Origin of the sequence: Delftia sp. K82, assembly GCF_002193035.1 — a bacterium.
Classification (GTDB): domain Bacteria; phylum Pseudomonadota; class Gammaproteobacteria; order Burkholderiales; family Burkholderiaceae_C; genus Comamonas; species Comamonas acidovorans.
Window position 1 is genome coordinate 696,644 of the sequence record NZ_MYFL01000004.1, and the last position, 15,074, is coordinate 711,717.

The window sequence follows — 15,074 nt, forward strand, 5'->3', positions numbered from 1 at the left end:
CGCCTTGCGATAAGCGAGGGCACCGTGGCGGCGACGTAACTGACTTTACTAGGAGTTGTCACCATGGCCATGTCTATCAACACCAACGTGCAATCGCTGAACGCCCAGCGCAACCTGGCTACTTCGCAAAGCTCGCTGTCCACCACCATGCAGCGCCTGTCCTCCGGCCTGCGCGTCAACAGCGCCAAGGATGACGCCGCTGGCCTGGCCATCGCAGAACGCATGAATGCCCAGGTCCGCGGCATGAACGTGGCAGTGCGCAACGCCAACGACGGCGTGTCGATGGCCCAGACCGCTGAAGGCGCCCTGTCCAAGGTGACCGACGCTCTGCAGCGTATGCGTGAACTGGCTGTGCAGGCCCGTAACGGCACCAACGGCGCCAAGGACCAGGTTTCGCTGAACAAGGAATTCGTCGAGCTGGGCAAGGAAATCGACCGCGTGATCAAGGGCGCTGATTTCAACGGCAAGAAGATTCTGAGCACCGACTCCGGCGCCATCAACTTCCAGGTCGGCGCGAACACCTCGGCCAACGACTCGATCACGGTCACCACGAGCAACTTGGGCACGAACACCGACATCACGGCCATCACCAGCGCCTCGATCGGCTCCAACGCCACCACGGCTCTGGACGCTACCGCCCTGGCCACCGTGATCTCCAACCTGGACACGGCTCTGGACACGGTCAACTCCGAGCGCGCTGTGCTGGGCGCCACGCAGAACCGCTTCGAGGCCGTGGTCTCGAACCTGCAAGTGGCTTCCGAGAACACCGCTTCGGCCCGTAGCCGCATCATGGATGCCGACTTCGCTTCGGAAACCGCCAACCTGAGCCGCTCGCAGATCCTGCAGCAAGCCGGCACGGCGATGGTGGCCCAGGCCAACCAGCTGCCCCAGGGCGTTCTGGCCCTGCTGCGCTGATCGTAGTACGAGTCTGGCTGCCTTCCCAAGCAGGAGGCGGCCGGAATTCTCCAAACCCCAGGCATCTGCCTGGGGTTTTTTTTTGGCCGAAAGCGTGAGCAAAGAGGGTGTTCGAAGGGTGAATTGGCGCCGGATCATGGGCTTTATCGGCGCTTTGGCGCAGGGGCTTTTCCGCACAATCGTTGGCATCAGATAGGCAGAGCTGGAAGTCCTGGCGTGCTTTCTGGCGTTCTGGCGGCTTGGGGTCGTCGAACGGTTGGCCATTGTTCATGCCTAACGAGGAGCTGCCCCATGGCATCCATCATCAACACCAATCTTGTTTCGCTTAACGCCCAGCGCAATCTCAGCACATCCCAGTCGTCGCTGAGCACGACCATGCAGCGCCTGTCCTCGGGTCTGCGTGTCAACAGTGCAAAGGACGACGCGGCGGGCCTGGCCATTGCCGAGCGCATGAACGCCCAGGTGCGCGGCATGAATGTGGCCATGCGCAATGCCAATGACGGCATTTCCATGGCGCAGACGGCCGAAGGCGCGCTGGGCAAGCTCAGCGACAACCTGCAGCGCATGCGTGAGCTGGCCGTGCAGGCCGCCAACGACACCAACGGCACGACGGACCGTGGCTCGCTGGACAAGGAGTTCCAGCAACTGGCACAGGAAATCGCCCGTATTGTCGGCAGCACGAGCTTCAACGGCCGCCAACTGCTGGACAACAACAATCCCACCGTGTTCCAGGTCGGAGCCAATACCGGCGCCGACAACCAGATCACGATCATGGCCGTGAACCTGACAGGTGCTGCGCCTGGCGGTCTGGACATCACTGCGGGCACGCCGCCGACATTGGGCGGAGCATTGGGCTCGCTGCTCGGCGCAGGCAGCTCGGCCCCTGATGCACGCCTGTCCATGGCGGCCATCGATACGGCGCTGGACCAGGTCAACAACACACGCGCCACCTTCGGTGCAGCCCAGAACCGCTTTGAAGCCGTTATCTCCAATTTGCAGGTGGCTGCCGAGAACACTTCGGCCGCACGCTCGCGCATCATGGATGCCGACTTCGCCGCTGAAACCGCGAACCTGAGCCGCACGCAGATCCTGCAGCAGGCCGGCACAGCCATGGTGGCCCAGGCCAACCAGCTGCCCCAGTCGGTGCTCAAGCTGATCCAGTAAGAGGGAGCCCGCGGGGCTTTTGAGCCTGGCTGCGCGGGGCGTAGCCAAAAAAAGCCTCAGGTTCCAGAAAAACCGGTCGATAAGATACCGGGGAATGCTCTCGGGCATTTGGTGTGCGTGTTCGCAAGGACGCGCTCTGCGCTATGGCGCGGAGGTGTTCTGCACTTAGAAAGGGATGGTCATGGCCACCTTGAGTTCAGCTGGCATCAGCGGCAGCGGCCTGGACGAGACGATGATCGCCAAACTGGTGGCCCTGCAAAGGCAGTCACTGGTTCCGCTTCAGCAAAAAGCGTCTGTCCTGGATTCCAAGATATCCACGTTCGGGCAGATCAAGTCCCTGATGTCCACGCTTCAGGACGCGGCCACTTCGCTGGCCAATGCCGATACGTGGCGCCTGACCAATGCTGCCACGACCAGTACGGCCGTGGCGGTTTCGGTCACGGACGCCAATGCGCTGCCGGGTTCTTCGGTAATCTCGGTGGACAAGCTGGCGCGCAGCCAATCGGTGGCCACCGGCATCATGCCGAAGGACACGCAGTTCGGCGCGGGTAAGCTCACCATCACCATGGGAACCTGGAACACGGACGGAAGCCAGTTCAGCAACCCTGGAACACCGCTGGATATCGATATCGCAGCAGGCGCCAAGCTGGAGGACGTGGTCCAGGCCATCAACAGCAAGGGCGCCGGCGTGGTGGCTTCAGTGCTCAAGGATGCCCAGGGCGAACGCCTTGTCCTGCGCTCGCGCAGCACCGGTGCGGATGCGGGCTTCACTGTGGGTGCCAGTGGCGATTCCAGCCTTTCTGCTCTGGCGTTCAATGGCGCGGCCACCTCGGGCTCCGTGGCGCAGTACGCCCAGAATGCCGAGGTGACAGTCAACGGCATCAAGGTGCAATCGACCACCAACGAATTCAAGCAGACTCTGCCGGGTCTCAACATCACAGTGAACCAGGAGACAGCTCCAGCAACTCCGGTGACGGTGACGGTGTCTTCGGACACCGAGGGCATGAAGAAGAAGATCCAGGCCTTCATGGATGCCTACAACGCGCTCAACGACGCGTTGTCCAGTTCGACCAAATACGACGCCGAAAGCAAGGTGGCGGGGCTGCTGCAGGGTGATTCCACCACGGTGGGCATGACCAACAGCCTGCGCAGCGTGGTCTCGGGCTCGGTCGATGGCGGGGCGGACACGCTCAAGCGCCTGTCGGACATGGGCATTCAGATCCAGAAGGGCGGCAAGCTGGCCTACGGTACGACGGCCAGCGACAAGACCAAGCTGGACGCAGCGCTGAAGGATCCCGAGTCCATGAGCAAGATGTTTGCCGCGGTGGGTACGGACGGGCAGCCCAATACGCAAGGCCTGGCCGCGCGCATGAAGGATTTCACGCGCAAGGCGCTGGAATTCGATGGCACCTTCGACACCAAGAGCAAGAGCCTGCAGGAGCTCAAGAAGAGCAACGGCAAGTCCCAGGACCGGATCAACGACCAGGCCGATTCGCTGGAAAAGCGCCTGCGTGAGCAGTACGCGTCGCTGGACAAGAAGATGAGCGGCTATTCGGCGCTCAGTGCCTACATGAACCAGCAGGTTTCCCAGTGGAATAAATAAATAGGAGCAATGCGGAGCGGCGGTCGTGTTTTCTGTAACCAATGCCCGGTGCCTCTAAATTTTCAGGCATTGCAGCCGAAGAACAAGACATCAAGGAAACGAACATGTACACATCGCTCAACCGCCGTGCTGCAAGTGCCTACGCCCAGGTCGGCGTCCAGTCCTCCGTGGACGGCGCATCGCCCCACCAGCTGATCCAGCTGCTGTTCGATGCGCTCGAAAAAGCGCTGAACGCGGCCAAGGGAGCCATGCAGCGTGGCGACATCGGTGAGAAGGGTGTGCAGATCGGCAAGGCCGTGCGCATTCTGGAAGAAGGCCTGAAGGCCTCTGTCAATCCCGATGAAGGTGGCGAGCTGGCCCAGAACCTGATTTCCGTCTACGACTACAGCATCACCCAGCTGACGCTGGCCAATCTGCGCAACGACACGGCGCTGCTGCAAAGCGCGCAGGATGTGCTGGCTCCGATTGCCCATGGTTGGCGCGACATCGCCAACACGCCAGCCGTTGCCGGGACCTAGAAATGGAGCTGACATTGATTGACTTTTACCGTGCCATAGAAGACAGCAGCGCCAAGATGCTGCAGGCCGCACAGAACAAGGATTGGGAGGGGGTGACGCGCTACGAGGGCACTTGTGCCGTGCTGATCGAACAGCTGCGGCTCAAGTCGCATGACGAGCCGCTGGCGCCCGATCAGCGCAAGGAGAAGGCCCGCATCATGCAGCGCATCCTGCGCAACGATGCCCAGATCCGCACGCTGGCCGAGCCCTGGCTGGCACAGTTCGAGCACATGTTCGACGGCCAGCCCCACGCCATGCATTGAGCAGGGCAGATCGGCAGGAGCTGCATCCGCAGCCTTCCTGCCGGACACAAAAAAAACCGCCTGATGTTCAGGCGGTTTTTTTATTGGCGGAATCTGCGGATGCCAGCGGCGGCTGAGGCTTCCCACCCGGCCGCTGTGGACTGATCAGGCCGCAGGCGCGGGCTGCACCTGCAGTTCGCTGAGCATGCGCAGCAGAATGCGGTTCACGTCCTCGATCTCGAAGGCGTGTTCTTCGCGCAGCTGGCGAATCGGTGCGGGATCGTCGGACTCCAGCGCAATGGCCATGAGCAGGGCCGGCGCGTAGGGGCCGGTGCGCGTCACTGCGGCGTCGAAGACGCGCTCGGACACGGGAATGCGGCGCAGCGCGGTGGGCAGGGGTTCGCCCAGCAGCTGGTCCAGCTGCGAGAGCAGGCCCAGCAGATAGACCTCGCGCTGCAGGTCGTGGCTGATGCCGGCCTCGATCAGTCGCTCGGTCAGGCTGGCGCGCAGCCGGATGGCGGTGCGCACGGGCACCAGGCTGGGCTCGGTGCAGGCGTGGGGCAGCTGGTCGGACAGCCAGCGCTGCAGCGTGCCGTATCCCAGCATCACCAGGCCGCGGCGCAGCGAGTCCACATTGCCCCGCAGGCCCAGGGCTGCGGAGTTGGTGTAGAGCATGAAGCGATAGGCCAGGATGGGGTCCTCGCCCAGGATCTGCTCGAAGGCCTCGATCGATTGCTCGGCATCGACGGCGCGCATCAGTGCGAGCACGGTGTCGCGGCTGGGCAGGGCGGCGTGATGGCGCTGGGCATGCAGCGTATCGGCCACGGGCCAGCCGGCGATGGCGCCCGCATGGAAGCTGTCCAGGCACAGATCGGTCAGGGCCAGGCTGTCCAGCCCCTCGTACATCTGGCCGCCCAGCAGTTGCAGGGGCGGCAGGGTGGGTGCGGGCCTGGCGGCCTGCTTCAGGGCCTGCAGCTTGGTCGGTGCCTGGGCTGCCTGCGCGGCCTGTTGCAGCGCAAGCGCTGTCTGGTTTTGCATGCCTGAGGCGCCTTCGGGCGGCAGGTGCAGCAGGCTGCTGGCAAACCAGTGGGCGGCCTGGGCGTCGGGCACATCGGACAGCGGCCCGCGCCACACCAGCATCAGGCCGCGCGCATGGGCCTGGCGCACCAGGTCGTAGATGGCGGAGTCCTGCAGCCAGTCGCCGCGCACCTCGATCCAGGGGCTGCCCTTGGAGGCGTTTTCCAGCAGGTCGCACAGCACCTGGCGCGACTGGGGCGACAGAAGTACCGGCGGCGACTGCGTGCCCCAGGTCTCGCGCAGTATGCGCAGCAGGTGGGCCACGTCGGCCTGGACGCCGGGTTCCTCGTGAAGATAAAGCTGCACGCCCGCCAGACGGCGGGCCTGGTTCCAGAGCGGCCTATAGCCGAGGGTCAGAGAGCTCAGGACGGACTGGACCATGGATGCATGCGCGGGTGGCTATCAGTTGATGAAGTTGAACAGTGACAGTTTCTGGATCGAGGCATAGGACTGCAAGGCAGCCTGCATGCCCACCTTCTGCATGTCCACATCGGAGAGGGCCTTGATCATATCGATGTCTTCGGCCCGCGAACGCGCCGCTTCCTGCTGGTCCGCCTGGTTCTTCATGTCGTCTTCAAGGCGGTCGGCGCGGTTGAGCTGGTCGCCGGCGAAGCTGCGCATGGCCTGGACGCGGCTCATGCCGGCATCGAGTTCATTGAGGCCGCGTGCCAGCCCTTGCTGCAGGCCGCCAGGGTCCGTGCCGCCGTTCTTGACTGCGGAAATCACGCCGTCGAGCACGCTGAACAGGTCGGTGCGCTGGCTGGGCGCCAGCTTGAAGGTGTCGCCGGTGGCCGGGTTGCCCGAAATGCCGACGGACATGCCGTCCACGGTGAGTTTGCCGTCGGCGGGGAAGGCCGTACCGGCGGGAACCTTGTTGGTTGTGGTGCCCCCGGGGGCGGGCAGGGGATTGAAGGCGTCGATGCTATAGGTGACGGCGTTGGTGACCGGGTCCTTGACGAAGGCAATGGTGTAGGTGTCACTGGTCAGTTGACTGGGATCCGTTACGGTACCCAGGCTCGCGTAGGCGGAACTGCCGGCCACCGACTGGCGCGAGACGGAAAACACGCCGTTGCCCGTAGGCACGTTCATCCAGGTCGAGAACCCGTCCAGCGCGATCGGCAGCCCGTTCTCGCCGCCTGTGCTCTGGCCTGCCTGCAGCTGGGAGCTCGCGCCAGGCGTGGCGCTGGTCAGGGGGTCTTCCTTGCTGCCCAGTCCCCGGAAGAGAGGCATGCCATTGGAGTCCTTGGCATTGGCGTAGCTCAGGACCTGGTCGCGCAGGCTTTGGAGTTCCTGCACCAGCGCATCACGGGCCTTTTGGTCATAGGAACCGTTGCCTGCCGCCAGGATCTTGTCGCGGAAGTCCTTGAGCGCGTCCTGGGCCGTACCCAGCTTGGATTCGCCCTGGGCGATCACATCGCGCTGCAGGCCCAGCACGCGCTGGTCGTTTTCCGAGCGGGAGATGCGCGTGAGTGCGCGTTCGGCCTGTGCGGCGGCCACGGGGTCGTCGCTGGCGCGCACCACGCGCTTGCCGGAGGTGGTCTTTTCCATCAGGTCCACCAGACTCGTGTTGCGCGAGTTCAGGTTGTTGATGGTGCTTTCGTACATGTTGGCCGTGCCAATGCGGGAGATGCTCATGGTGGAATACTCCTGTCCTGTGATCAGCGGCCTACGGTCTGCAGAACGCTGTCGAAAATGCTTTGCGCGACCTGCAGCATCTTGGCCGAGGCCTGGTAGGACTGCTGGTACTGCAGCAGCTTGGCGGCCTCTTCGTCGAGGTTCACGCCCGAGACGGCCGTGCGGTCCGCCTCCAGGTTCTTGGCAATGGTCTCGGACAGCTTGGCCGCGTACTGCGCGCTCTGCGTGCGCGTTCCGACCTGGGCCATGGCGGTGGAAAAACCGTCGCTCAGCGTGGTCGAGCCATCGAAGAGCTTGCTGTCGCGCAGGGCCAGGAAGGAGCTGGCATTGCCCGCATCGCGCTGATAGGCCGTGCCGTACTGTGGGTCGGTGGCCTTGCCCAGCGTGACCTTGTCGCTGGTGGTTCCGTTGATGGCGGGCGTGCCGGTGATCTTGACCTGCAGGCCCGGTGCCAGCTGTATCGGCTGGCCGGAGGTGTAGAGACCGGTGGCGGGAATGCCGCCTGCGGGTGCCGGGGTGATGGTGTATTCCAGCTGCCCGGTGGCGTTCTTGCTGAACGACACCTCGGCGCCGGCAAAGCCTGCCAGGTTGAAGCCGGCACTGACCTGGATGCCGCCCATTTGCAGGGTCGCATCGCCCAGCGACTTGATGCTGGCCGCCACGGGGTTGGCCACGGCAAGGTCATTGGGCGAGTGCACGGCGGCCTGAATGTCGTGGGCGCCCGCCGCCATGGGGCGGAACAGCACGGTGTTGCCCGACACGCCTTCGGCCTTGAGGTCGAAGCGCAGGCCGTCGATCTCCTTGGAGCTCAGGTCGGTCATGTCGGTGAAGTCCGTGACCTTGCCGTCCGACAGGCGGATGACCTTGCCTGCCGGCGCCGTGCTGCCGAAGACGATCTGGTAGTCGGATGCCTTGAGCTGGCTGGAGTCGACCACCGTGGTCGTCGGCGTGGTGGCGCCTGTCCACTGCGCGCCCGTGGTCGAGCCGTTGCTGACCATGGACAGCTTGAACAGATTGCTGCCGCTTTGTCCCGACAGCGTCAGGCCCAGGTTGTTTTGCTCGTTCAGCGAGTCGCCAATGGCCAGTGCCATGCGGCCCAGCAGGTTGCGGCCCTCGGTCAGGTCGCTGCCCTGGAACTGCAGCAGGCCTGCGATCTCGCCGCCACCCAGCATGGAGGGCGTCAGTTCCACGTTCTGGCCGCCGGGCTGCTGGAAGTACAGGGCCATCTTGCCGCTGCCCGGGAACTCGGTGGCTTCCTTGAGCGTGAGCTGGGCGGAATTGGGTCCCAGCACCAGCGGCTGGCTGCCGCCCACGAACAGGCTGATGCTGCCGTCGTCCGCAGGGATCTGGCTGGTCTGCACGTATTTGTTGATGTTGCGCACCAGCTGGTCGCGCTGGTCCAGCAGGTCGTTGGGCGTCTGGCCCGAGGCGATGGAGCGGCTGATCTGCGCATTGAGTGTGGCCACCTGGCCGGCCAGGCTGTTGACCACGGTCACATCGTTGCCCATCTGCTGCTTGGCGCTGTAGTCCAGCTCGTCCAGCTGGGCCGATGCCGAGCGAAAGCGCGCCGCCAGCTCGTTCATGCGCGTGAGCACCACCTGGCGCGCCGACGGGTCGGTGGGCGCACCGGCCACGTCGCCGAACGAATTCATCATGTCGGTGATCGCCGCGCCCAGGCCAGTCTTGCCGCCGCCGAACACTTCCTGCATCTGCGCCAGCGAGGTGGCACGTGCCGAGTCGGCCGCCGACACGGCGCTGGCCGTGGCTGCCTGGCGGTTGAGCAGGTCATTGAAGTTGCGCAGGATGGTGTTCACATCCACGCCATTGCCGATGTAGCCGCTGCCCATGTTCTGGCCCGGCGAGGTCTGGAAGGCCACGCTCTGGCGCGAATATCCGGCCGTGTTGACGTTGGCGATGTTGTGGCCTGTGGTCTGCAGGGCGATCTGGTTCGCCATCAGGGCGCGGGACCCGACGTTCAAAAGGCTCATGACGTGTTCTCTGGTTAGGCTTGGGCACGTGCCGCGCTCTGCACGGCGCTCTGGATGGCGCGGCTGAGCTTGCTGGCGTATTCGGGATCGGTGGCGTAGCCGGCTTTCTGCAGCTCGGTCGCATAGGCCAGGGCCGAGTCGGTCTTGCCCATGGCTTTCTCGTAGCGCGGATTGCTGGTGATCAGGCGCGCGTAGTCGCGGAAGGATTCCTCGTAGGAGTCGTAGGCGCGGAACTTGGCCGTGACCTTGCGCGCCACGCCGTCGATGTATTCGGTGGTCGTGACCTCGGCGACCTTGCCCGTCCAGCCCTTGCCGGCCTTGATGCCGAACAGGTTGTGGGCATTGCTGCCATTGGCATTCTTGATTTCGCTCTTGCCCCAGCCGGTCTCGTGTCCGGCCTGGCCCAGCATGAAGGCGGCCGGAATGCCGCTTTCCTGCGCCACGCGTGCAGCGGCGTCGCCATGGTGGGCGACGAAGTTGTCACGGCCCTTGGGCGCGGGCGCGTAGGCGTTGACGGACTGGGCCGCGCTGCTGCGGCTGCCGCTCCAGGCAGCTGTGGTGCCATTGGCGCTGCCGGCCGTGCTGCGCCAGGCGATGCGGCTCATGCTCAGTGTGGAGGGCACGGAGATCTCGGCATCCTCGGCGGCTTCCGAGCCCATGGTGCGGGCCAGCTGTCGCGTGATGGCATCCGACAGGCCGCCGGGCTGGCCCGACATGGCCACCGACAGCTGCTGGTCCAGCATGTCGGTGCTCAGGTTGCCCTGTGCGCTGTCGAGCAGGCCGGACTTCATGGTGGCCTCGCGCATGCTCTTGATCATCTCGCGCATGAACAGCGATTCCAGCTGCTTGGCGGTTTCCTTCGCGGCCTGCGGACTGTTCTCGCCGGCCGCGAATTTGAGTGCGTTCAGGGACCGCGCATCCGCCGCCAGCGCATTGCTGGCCGCAGTCTGCGATCCATTGGGAAGTGCGATGCTCATATCACCTCCAGTTCGGCGTTGAGGGCGCCTGCTGCCTTGATGGCCTGCAGGATGGCCAGCAGGTCCTGGGGCGTGGCGCCCAGCGTGTTGAGTGCGCGCACCACGTCTGTCAGTTGCGGGGAGCCAGGCATGTTGATGATGTTGCCGGGCTCCTGCTTGATCTGGATGTCGGACTTCTGGGCCACCACGGTCTGGCCCTGCGAGAAGGCGCCGGGCTGGCTGATCACCGGCGTGGTGCTGATGGTGATGGCCAGGTTGCCATGCGCGATGGCGCAGGGGCCCAGGGTCACGGCCTGGTTGAGCACGATGGAGCCCGTGCGTGCATTGATCACGACCTTGGCCGAGGGCTTGGAGGTCTCGATCGGCATCTCCTGGATCTCGGCGATCATGCGCACGCGCGATCCCGGGTCCTGGGGCGCGGACACGCGCACGGTGCGCCCGTCCAGCGCCTGTGCCACGCCCTGACCCATGCGCTGGTTGATGGCGCGCACCACCTTGTCGGCGGTCTGGAAATCGGTGGCGTTCAGGCCCAGCGTGATGCTGTCGCCTTCATTGATCGGGGTGGGTACGGCGCGCTCGACCTGGGCGCCCTGCGGCACGCGGCCGGCGCTCAGGTGGTTGATCTGTACCTTGGAGCCGCCGGCCGAGGCGCCGGCGCCGCCGACCACGAGGTTGCCCTGGGCCAGCGCATAGATCTCGCCATCGGCGCCGCGCAGCGGCGTGGCCACCAGGGTGCCGCCCTTGAGCGACTTGGCATTGCCCACGGAGGAGACCACCACGTCGATGGCCTGGCCCGGCTGGGCAAAGGCCGGCAGTTCGGCGGTGACGATCACGGCCGCCACGTTCTTGAGCTGCAGCTGGCCCGAATTGCCTGTGGCGGGCAGCGAGATGCCCATCTGCTCCAGGTAATTGGCCAGCGCCTGCTTGGTGTAGGGCATCTGGGTGGTCTGGTCGCCCGTGCCGTCGAGGCCGACCACCAGACCGTAGCCGGTCAACTGGTTGCTGCGCACGCCCTGGATGGCAGCGACCTCTTTGATGCGTGTTGCATGCGCCGGCAGGGTCAGCATGCTGGCGCCGAGGGCGGCGGCAACCCAGAAGGGGCGCTGCGCTTGGCGCAATGTCAGGAGCATGGACAGTACTTTCATGCTGTCCATTCTCCGGAGAATCAGAACGGCATAACGTTCAAAAAGAACCGGGACAACCAGCCAATTGACTGCGCTTCCCCGGCCTGTCCGCGGCTGCGCGATTCCACGCGCACATTGGCCACCTGGGTCGATGCGACCAGGCTGCCGGGCTGCATCGTGCGCGGGTCCACCGTGCCCGTGAAGCGCAGCACATCCACGTTGTGGTTCACGCCGATCTGCTTTTCTCCGGCGATCACCAGATGGCCGTTGGGCAGCACATCGACCACCGTCGTGCTGATGGCGCCCGTGAACGTGTTGTCGCTCGACGTCGAGCCCGAGCCCGTGTAGTCGTTGTTGTTGTTGAAACCGATGTTCGAGCGGTCCTTGAGATTGGCCAGCGCATTGCCCGAGAACAGCGGCAGCGCAGAAATCCCCGCCGTGGTCTTGTTGGAGCGCTTCAGACCCGAATCCGACTTCTGGCTGGCCGTCACGCGCTCCACGATTTGCACCGTCACCATGTCCCCCACCAGGCGCGCGCGCCGGTTCTCGAAACCGGGACGGTAGCTGGCGGCATTGAACAGGCTGCCCGTAGGGCTGCCCGCCACGGGCGCGGCCGGCATCAGCACCGGTGGTGCCGTGGACGGCATGTCCACGGGCGGCGGGTCATTGAGCGTCGTGCAGCCCGACAGGACTGCCGCCAGCGCCAGGCATGTGCCCGTCGCGGAAAGGGAGAAGGTTCGTTGGGTCATGGCGATGTTCCCGGGTTCAATGGTTCATGGCTGCGCATGCAGACCCCACCCTCGAGAACTGGCATGTCCCAGCCCAGGGACACCGAGGAAGGGCCGCCCCGCACCGAGGGTGTCGTCCCCCTCCCGCGCAGCGAGAGAGGGGGAAGCGGCGAAGCCGCTCAGGGGGAGAGATCGATTACAGCTGCGCGAGCTTGGCCAGCATCTGGTCCGAAGTCGTGATGGCCTTGGAATTCATTTCATAGGCGCGCTGGGTCTGGATCATGGTCACCAGTTCCTGCACCACGTTCACGTTCGAGCCTTCCAGGTAGCCCTGCTTGATCATGCCCATGCCGTTGACGCCGGGCTGGCCCTGCTGGGGCTGGCCCGAGGAAGCGGTCTCGGTGAACAGGTTCTGGCCACGCGGCTCCAGGCCGGCCGGATTGATGAACTGGCTCATCGCGATATTGCCCACCTGCTGGGGCGCGGCCTGTCCGGCCATGGTCACGCTGACCACGCCCTCGGGGCTGATCGACACCTTGGTCGCGCCCTGGGGAATGGTCACACCGTTGGCGATGGGCATGCCGCTGGCCGTCACCAGCTGGCCCTGCGCATCCACCTGGAAGGAGCCGTCACGGGTATAGGCCGTGGTGCCGTCGGGCATGTTGACCTGGAAGAAGCCGTTGCCGTCGATGGCCACGTCCAGCGCATTGTTGGACTGCTGCAGGGCGCCCTGCAGGAAATTGCGCGAGGTGGCCACCGTGCGCACACCCAGGCCCAGGTGCAGGCCCGTGGGCAGCTGGTTCTGCTCGGTCGTCTGCGAGCCGGACTGGCGCAGGTTCTGGTAGATCAGATCCTCGAACACCGCGCTGGCGCGCTTGTAGCCCGTGGTCGAGACGTTGGCCAGGTTATGGGAAATCACGTCCAGCTGGGTCTGCTGGGCTTCCATGCCGGTCTTGGAGATGAACAGTGAATTGATCATGGCGTTTTCCTTTTCAGTGCTTTCAGCCGTTCATGCTCAAGAGTTGGCTGGCCGTCTTGTCATTGGTTTCTGCCGTCTGCAGCAGGCGCATCTGGGTCTCGAACTGGCGGGCGGCGGCAATCATGCCGACCATGGTCTCCACCGAGTTCACGTTCGAGCCTTCGATGGCGCCGGACAGCAGGCGTGCGTTCTCGTCGTTGGGCAGCGGATCGCCGTCGCCCGTGCGGAACAGGCCGTCATTGCCGCGCACCAGCGCGGCGTCCTCGGGCGGCGTGGCCAGCTTGACGCGGCCCACGGCCACGGGCAGCTGGTTGCCGGTCTTGGCGGTCAGCGTGCCGTCCGAGCCCAGCGTGATCGTGGACTCGGGGGGAATGTCGATGGGGCCGCCGCCGTCGGACAGCACGGCCTGGCCGTTGCTGTTGACCAGCTGACCCTCGGGGGAAACCTCGAACACGCCGTTGCGCGTGTAGGCCTCCTGGCCATCCAGGCCCTGAACGGCGAACCAGGCGCGGCCCATGGCCATGGCGTCCAGTGCGCGGCCCGTGCGCTGGGTGGGTCCGGGCGTGTCCACGTAGCCGGAGGTCGCCTCCAGCGCGAACACGCGCGTGCCCGCGCCGCTGCCCTGCAGGGGCACGGAGCGGAAGGTGGACATTTCGGCCCGAAAGCCATTGGTGCCGGCATTGGCCAGGTTGTGGGCCAGCACGGACTGACGCTGCGCCGCTGCGTTGGCGCCCGTCATGGAGGTGTAGATGATGCGGTCCATGCCGGCTCTCCTGACTCAGTTCTTGGCTATCAGCGCAGGTTCACCAGGGTCGAGAAGACCTGGTCCTGGGTCTTGATGGTCTGGGCATTGGCCTGGTAGGCGCGCTGCGCGGTCATCATGTTCACCAGCTCGGCGGTCAGGTCCACGTTGGAGTCTTCCAGCGCTCCCGAGCGCAGCGAGCCGAAGGTGCCCGACTCGGCCGTGCCGTTCAGCGCCGGGCCCGAATCCGAGGTCTCCACCCACTTGTTGTCGCCCACGGCGCCCAGGCCCTGGGTGTTGGTGAAGGCGGCCAGGGCCAGCTGGCCCTCGGTGCGCGTCACGCCGTTGGAGTAGGTGGCCACGATGGAGCCATCGTTGCCGACATTGATGCCGGTGAGCGCGCCTGCGGTGTAGCCGTCCTGCTTGAGGCTGCTGACCGCGAACTTGGAGCCGAACTGCGAGACGTTGGAGAAGTCCAGCGTCACGCCCGCCGTGCCGTTGATGGTGCCGGGCGTGGGCGCGTTGGGGTTGCTGCTCTTGATCTGCACGCCAGTCACAGGGCTGCCGCTGGTGATCTTGCCGGAGGCATCGAACACCAGCGTGGTCAGCAGGGTGGCGACCTTCGGGGGCGATGCCGTCGGATCGTCCAGGCCGTCATAGACCTTCCAGGTGTTGGATGCTGCGTCCTTCTCGAAGTACATCTGCACCGGCGTGGGCACGCCCTGGCTGTCATAGACGTTGATCGAGGTGCCATAGGTGGCGCGCGGCGTGGCGGGCACGGGCGGCGTGGCGGTGGAGTTGCCGGCTGCGGGCGTGGCGCGCGCATCGAGGTTCAGCGACACGTCGATCTTGGTCGTGGTCTTGGCAGCGATCGGCTGGCCCGAAGGAAAGACCATGGGCACGGGCTGGCCGCCGGCCAGCACCTTGCCCGTGGTGGCGTCCACGGGGTAGCCCATGACGTTGTCGCCCTGCACGGTCTTGAGGTTGCCCTGCTTGTCCAGGCCGAAGTTGCCGGCGCGCGTATAGGCCGTGCTGCCGTCGGGCTGGCGCACGACGAAGAAGCCGTTGCCGTTGATGGCCACGTCCAGGTTGTTGCCCGTGGTGGTGATCGGGCCCTGGCGGAACTGCTGGGTCACGGCGGCCACATTGACGCCGATGCCGCTGTTCTGGCCGCTGGCCGAACCCACGGCGCTGGCCACGGCCTCGGCGAACTCGGCGCGCGAGGACTTGAAGCCCGTGGTGTTGGCGTTGGCGATGTTGTGGCCGATCACGTCCAGGTTCTTGCTGGCGGCGTTCAGACCCGAGAGGCCTTGTTGGAATCCCATGGTGTGCTCCTGCGATGT

Annotated in this window: 14 protein-coding genes; 5 read left to right on the forward strand and 9 right to left on the reverse strand. The window is 65.1% G+C overall.

Annotation, left to right across the window (positions count from 1 at the left end; genetic code table 11):
* Nucleotides 1-63 precede the first annotated feature (63 nt).
* The 5 genes from KDK82_RS26575 (at nt 64) to KDK82_RS26595 (ending at nt 4,502) form a co-directional block, all read left to right on the forward strand.
* Complete coding sequence (locus KDK82_RS26575) at nt 64-915, forward strand: flagellin domain-containing protein (RefSeq protein WP_065346521.1); 852 nt, start codon at nt 64-66, stop codon at nt 913-915.
* 291 nt (nt 916-1,206) lie between these two features.
* Nucleotides 1,207-2,079 (forward strand): flagellin domain-containing protein, encoded by an 873-nt coding sequence (locus KDK82_RS26580; protein WP_088166672.1) that lies wholly within the window; start codon nt 1,207-1,209, stop codon nt 2,077-2,079.
* A gap of 181 nt (nt 2,080-2,260) precedes the next feature.
* Nucleotides 2,261-3,682: a flagellar filament capping protein FliD gene (gene fliD / locus KDK82_RS26585; RefSeq protein ID WP_088166709.1), complete on the forward strand. Its 1,422-nt coding sequence runs from the start codon at nt 2,261-2,263 to the stop codon at nt 3,680-3,682.
* Between the two features lie 104 nt (nt 3,683-3,786).
* Nucleotides 3,787-4,200, forward strand: a complete 414-nt coding sequence (gene fliS, locus KDK82_RS26590; protein WP_071953706.1) for a flagellar export chaperone FliS — start codon at nt 3,787-3,789, stop codon at nt 4,198-4,200.
* Between the two features lie 2 nt (nt 4,201-4,202).
* Nucleotides 4,203-4,502 (forward strand): flagellar protein FliT, encoded by a 300-nt coding sequence (locus KDK82_RS26595; RefSeq protein ID WP_012202553.1) that lies wholly within the window; start codon nt 4,203-4,205, stop codon nt 4,500-4,502.
* 144 nt (nt 4,503-4,646) lie between these two features.
* Here the strand turns inward: KDK82_RS26595 and KDK82_RS26600 are convergent, their stop codons facing one another.
* The 9 genes from KDK82_RS26600 to flgE form a co-directional block, all read right to left on the reverse strand.
* Complete coding sequence (locus KDK82_RS26600) at nt 4,647-5,939, reverse strand: HDOD domain-containing protein (protein ID WP_034398042.1); 1,293 nt, start codon at nt 5,937-5,939, stop codon at nt 4,647-4,649.
* A 21-nt stretch (nt 5,940-5,960) separates the two neighbouring features.
* The gene (gene flgL / locus KDK82_RS26605; protein ID WP_034398045.1) at nt 5,961-7,193 is read right to left on the reverse strand and encodes a flagellar hook-associated protein FlgL; all 1,233 of its coding nucleotides are present in this window, start codon (nt 7,191-7,193) and stop codon (nt 5,961-5,963) included.
* Between the two features lie 23 nt (nt 7,194-7,216).
* Entirely contained in the window at nt 7,217-9,181 is a 1,965-nt protein-coding gene (flgK, locus tag KDK82_RS26610; protein WP_063327632.1) for a flagellar hook-associated protein FlgK, read from the reverse strand.
* 14 nt (nt 9,182-9,195) lie between these two features.
* Complete coding sequence (flgJ, locus tag KDK82_RS26615) at nt 9,196-10,158, reverse strand: flagellar assembly peptidoglycan hydrolase FlgJ (RefSeq protein ID WP_034398047.1); 963 nt, start codon at nt 10,156-10,158, stop codon at nt 9,196-9,198.
* Complete coding sequence (locus KDK82_RS26620) at nt 10,155-11,303, reverse strand: flagellar basal body P-ring protein FlgI (RefSeq protein ID WP_012202558.1); 1,149 nt, start codon at nt 11,301-11,303, stop codon at nt 10,155-10,157. Before KDK82_RS26620 ends, flgJ begins: the two co-directional genes overlap by 4 nt.
* Nucleotides 11,304-11,323: 20 nt before the next feature.
* Nucleotides 11,324-12,031 (reverse strand): flagellar basal body L-ring protein FlgH, encoded by a 708-nt coding sequence (locus tag KDK82_RS26625; protein ID WP_013800361.1) that lies wholly within the window; start codon nt 12,029-12,031, stop codon nt 11,324-11,326.
* Between the two features lie 175 nt (nt 12,032-12,206).
* Nucleotides 12,207-12,989: a flagellar basal-body rod protein FlgG gene (flgG, locus tag KDK82_RS26630; RefSeq protein WP_013800362.1), complete on the reverse strand. Its 783-nt coding sequence runs from the start codon at nt 12,987-12,989 to the stop codon at nt 12,207-12,209.
* A 22-nt stretch (nt 12,990-13,011) separates the two neighbouring features.
* Nucleotides 13,012-13,752 (reverse strand): flagellar basal body rod protein FlgF, encoded by a 741-nt coding sequence (locus KDK82_RS26635; RefSeq protein WP_013800363.1) that lies wholly within the window; start codon nt 13,750-13,752, stop codon nt 13,012-13,014.
* Nucleotides 13,753-13,781: 29 nt separating this feature from the next.
* Nucleotides 13,782-15,056, reverse strand: coding sequence for a flagellar hook protein FlgE (flgE, locus tag KDK82_RS26640; protein WP_034398048.1), 1,275 nt, complete (start codon nt 15,054-15,056; stop codon nt 13,782-13,784).
* Between the last annotated feature and the right edge of the window lie 18 nt (nt 15,057-15,074).

What these genes read in the sequence shown, in the direction of transcription:
- KDK82_RS26575 (WP_065346521.1), top strand. Translation starts at nt 64, where the DNA reads ATGGCCATGTCTATCAACACCAACGTGCAATCGCTGAACGCCCAGCGC.
- KDK82_RS26580 (WP_088166672.1), top strand. Translation starts at nt 1,207, where the DNA reads ATGGCATCCATCATCAACACCAATCTTGTTTCGCTTAACGCCCAGCGC.
- fliD (WP_088166709.1), top strand. Translation starts at nt 2,261, where the DNA reads ATGGCCACCTTGAGTTCAGCTGGCATCAGCGGCAGCGGCCTGGACGAG.
- fliS (WP_071953706.1), top strand. Translation starts at nt 3,787, where the DNA reads ATGTACACATCGCTCAACCGCCGTGCTGCAAGTGCCTACGCCCAGGTC.
- KDK82_RS26595 (WP_012202553.1), top strand. Translation starts at nt 4,203, where the DNA reads ATGGAGCTGACATTGATTGACTTTTACCGTGCCATAGAAGACAGCAGC.
- KDK82_RS26600 (WP_034398042.1), bottom strand. Translation starts at nt 5,939, where the DNA reads ATGGTCCAGTCCGTCCTGAGCTCTCTGACCCTCGGCTATAGGCCGCTC.
- flgL (WP_034398045.1), bottom strand. Translation starts at nt 7,193, where the DNA reads ATGAGCATCTCCCGCATTGGCACGGCCAACATGTACGAAAGCACCATC.
- flgK (WP_063327632.1), bottom strand. Translation starts at nt 9,181, where the DNA reads ATGAGCCTTTTGAACGTCGGGTCCCGCGCCCTGATGGCGAACCAGATC.
- flgJ (WP_034398047.1), bottom strand. Translation starts at nt 10,158, where the DNA reads ATGAGCATCGCACTTCCCAATGGATCGCAGACTGCGGCCAGCAATGCG.
- KDK82_RS26620 (WP_012202558.1), bottom strand. Translation starts at nt 11,303, where the DNA reads ATGAAAGTACTGTCCATGCTCCTGACATTGCGCCAAGCGCAGCGCCCC.
- KDK82_RS26625 (WP_013800361.1), bottom strand. Translation starts at nt 12,031, where the DNA reads ATGACCCAACGAACCTTCTCCCTTTCCGCGACGGGCACATGCCTGGCG.
- flgG (WP_013800362.1), bottom strand. Translation starts at nt 12,989, where the DNA reads ATGATCAATTCACTGTTCATCTCCAAGACCGGCATGGAAGCCCAGCAG.
- KDK82_RS26635 (WP_013800363.1), bottom strand. Translation starts at nt 13,752, where the DNA reads ATGGACCGCATCATCTACACCTCCATGACGGGCGCCAACGCAGCGGCG.
- flgE (WP_034398048.1), bottom strand. Translation starts at nt 15,056, where the DNA reads ATGGGATTCCAACAAGGCCTCTCGGGTCTGAACGCCGCCAGCAAGAAC.